The sequence below is a fragment of the Hydrogenophaga sp. genome (assembly GCF_018780075.1).
In the GTDB taxonomy this organism is placed as follows: Bacteria; Pseudomonadota; Gammaproteobacteria; order Burkholderiales; family Burkholderiaceae_C; genus Hydrogenophaga.
This window is the reverse complement of sequence record NZ_JADMKB010000053.1, coordinates 1-3,168: the sequence shown is the minus strand read 5'-3', so window position 1 is coordinate 3,168 and position 3,168 is coordinate 1. Positions and strand designations below refer to the sequence as shown.

The following is a 3,168-nucleotide window of genomic DNA, read 5'->3' as shown; positions in this document are numbered from 1 at the left end:
TCATGTTCTTGGCCACGCCGCTGGTCATCAGCCCGGCCAGGTAGCGGCTTTCCACACGCATGGCGGTGTCGAAGTCGACCATCGCGCCCTCGACCATGGCGGCCAGGGCGGCTTCGGGCGCGGGGTAGAGGCCGCGCGTCTTCTGCTTGAGCACCGCAGGCGCCACGCTCAGCATGCCGGCGATCTTGGGGTTGCTCGGCGTGCCGCCGGGCATCTTGTAGTCCTTTCGGTCCCACATGTGCTGGCAGGCCTCGGGCTTGCCTTGCGCGGATTCGATGAAGGCCAGCGCGCGCGGCATCAGTTCCTCCGGCGTGGCGACCAGTTCGTGCACCACGCCGATCTTCAGCGCCTCTTCGGGGCCAAACAGCTTGCTCTCCAGGATGTACGGCTGCGCGGCCATCAGGCCGAGCACGCGCGTCATCTTGGTGATGCCACCGCCGCCGGGGATCAGGCCCAGCGTGATCTCGGGCAGGCCGAACTGGACCTTGGGGTGGTTGACGGCGATGCGGTGGTGGCCAACCAGGGCCACTTCCCAGCCTCCGCCCAGCGCCGCGCCGTTGAGGCAGCTCACCACCGGCACGCCCTGCGTCTCGATGGTGCGGAAATTGCGCTTGATGCGCTCAATCTCGGTGAACACGCGCGGGCCGTCGGCCGCGGTCGAGCGCATCACACCCTTGAGGTCGGCGCCGGCAAAGAAGGTGCTCTTGGCCGAGGCGAGCACGATGCCTTTGAGCTGCGCCTTGTCCTTCACCACCTGCGCAGCGATGGCGTCCAGGTCGTCCTGCCACTGCAGGCACATGGTGTTGACCGGGGAACCCTGCTCGTCGAAGGTGATGGTGGCGATGCCGTTGGCGAGTTCGTAGCGGATGGTTTTGGTGATCATGTTCGTGGTCTCCGCTGTCGTTCAGATGCGTTCAACGATGGTGGCAATGCCCATGCCGCCGCCGACGCAGAGCGTGGCGAGGCCATAGCGCAGCTGCCTGCGGTGCAGTTCATCGATGACGGTGTTCAGGATCATGGCGCCCGTCGCGCCGAGCGGATGCCCCAGCGCGATGGCGCCGCCGTTGACGTTCACCTTTTCGTGCGGCACGCCCATCTCCTGCATGAACTTCATGGGCACGGCGGCGAAGGCCTCGTTGATCTCGAACAGGTCGATCTGATCGATGGTCAGGCCCGCCTTGGCCAGCGCCTTGCGCGCGGCCGGCATGGGGCCGGTGAGCATGATGGTCGGGTCGGCGCCCGAGAGCGCAACCGAGACGATGCGCGCGCGTGGCGTGAAGCCGTGGGTCTTGCCCGCGGCTTCGCTGCCGATCAGGATGGCGGCCGCGCCGTCCACGATGCCCGAGGAGTTGCCCGCGTGGTGCATGTGGTGGATGCGCTCGACCTGCGGGTAGCGCTGCAGGGCCACGGCGTCGAAGCCCATGGCACCCAGCTGTTCGAAGGCTGGCTTCAAACCGCCCAGGCCTTCCATCGTGGTGCCGGGTTTGATGAACTCGTCCTTGTCCAGGATGGTCTGGCCCAGCGGATCTTTCACCGCGACCACCGAGCGGTCAAAGTAGCCGGCGGCGCGTGCGGCGGTGGCGCGTTTTTGCGACTCCAGCGCGAAGGCGTCCACGTCGGCCCGGCTGAAGCCGCTCAGGGTGGCGATCAGGTCCGCGCCGATGCCCTGCGGCACGAACAGCGTGGCGCTGTTGGTCTCCGGGTCCTGCGCCCAGGCGCCGCCGTCGGAGCCGATCGGCACGCGGCTCATGCTCTCCACGCCGCCGGCGACCACTAGGTCTTCCCAGCCGCTTTTCACCTTCATGGCGGCCAGGTTCACTGCCTCCAGACCCGAGGCGCAGAAGCGATTGAGCTGCACGCCCGCGCAGCGCCAGTCCCAACCGGCCTTGAGCGCGGCCACCTTGGGCAGCACCGAACCCTGCTCGCCAATCGGCGAGACCACGCCCATGACCACGTCGTCCACCGCAGCGGTGTCCAGGTCATTGCGGCGCTGCAGTTCGGTCAGCAGACCGGCCAGCAGGTTGACGGGCTTGACCTCGTGCAGGCTGCCGTCCTTCTTGCCCTTGCCGCGCGGCGTGCGGATGGCGTCGTAAACGAAAGCTTCGCTCATGGCTGGCCTCCGCAGAACCGCTTCAAGGAGGCCAGAGCCCCCTCGGGGGGCAGTGAACGCATGTGAACGTGGGGGCTCATGGTGTCTCCTCGGGGATTTCTCCGGGTGGTCCGGACGATCGGATCAGTATAGACTTTTACCAAGCATTTGCTTTGTGTAAATCAACCGACCCAGTCTGATAGGTGACACCATGATCGAACGCAGCCTGTTCAACGCCGACCACGAAGCCTTTCGCGACAGCTTTCGCCGCTTCGTGGAGAAGGAAATCACCCCGTTCCACGACAGCTGGGAGGAGCAGGGCTACGTGGACCGCGCCGTCTGGCGCGCCGCCGGCGAAAACGGTTTTCTCTGCATGACCATGCCGGAGGCATACGGTGGCGCCGGGGCCGACAAGCTGTACTCGGTGGCTCAGATGGAGGAGATCGCGCGCGCCGGAGTCAGCGGCATCGGCTTTGGCCTGCACAGCGAGATCGTGGCGCCGTACATCCTGCACTACGGCACCGAAGCGCAGAAGAAAAAATACCTGCCGCTGCTGGCCACCGGCGAGATGGTGGGCGCCATCGCCATGAGCGAGCCCGCCGCCGGCAGCGACCTGCAGGGCGTGAAGACCACCGCCATCCAGCAGGCGGACGGCAGCTACCTGCTCAACGGAAGCAAGACCTTCATCACCAACGGCTGGCACGCCGATCTGGTCATCGTGGTCGCCAAGACCGACCCTGCTGCGGGCGCCAAAGGCACCAGCCTGCTGCTGGTGGAGCAGGGCACGCCCGGCTTCAGCAAGGGCAAGCGCCTGAAGAAGCTGGGCATGAAGGCGCAGGACACGTCCGAGCTGTTCTTCGACAATGTCAGGGTACCGGCGGACAACCTGCTGGGTGGCGAGGCGTTCCAGGGCCGGGGCTTCATCTGCCTGATGGAGCAGCTGCCCTGGGAGCGGCTGCAGATCGCCATTGGCGCGGTGGCCGCGGCGCAGGCGGCGATCGACTGGACGGTGCAGTACGTGAAGGACCGCAAGGTGTTTGGCCAGGCCGTGGGCAGCTACCAGAACACGCGCTACACCC

3 protein-coding genes are annotated in these 3,168 nt (G+C 66.4%); 1 reads left to right on the top strand and 2 read right to left on the bottom strand.

What is annotated here, in order from left to right; translation table 11 throughout:
* Both IV088_RS11380 and IV088_RS11375 read right to left on the bottom strand, forming a co-directional pair.
* On the bottom strand, positions 1-883 hold an 883-nt coding region (locus tag IV088_RS11380), incomplete at its 3' end, for an enoyl-CoA hydratase/isomerase family protein (protein ID WP_291101930.1).
* A gap of 21 nt (positions 884-904) precedes the next feature.
* Positions 905-2,110 (bottom strand): acetyl-CoA C-acetyltransferase, encoded by a 1,206-nt coding sequence (locus IV088_RS11375; RefSeq protein ID WP_291101929.1) that lies wholly within the window; start codon positions 2,108-2,110, stop codon positions 905-907.
* 190 nt (positions 2,111-2,300) lie between these two features.
* Here IV088_RS11375 and IV088_RS11370 point away from each other — a divergent pair.
* Positions 2,301-3,168, top strand: an 868-nt coding sequence (locus IV088_RS11370) for an acyl-CoA dehydrogenase family protein (protein WP_291101927.1), incomplete at its 3' end; no start/stop codon positions are given.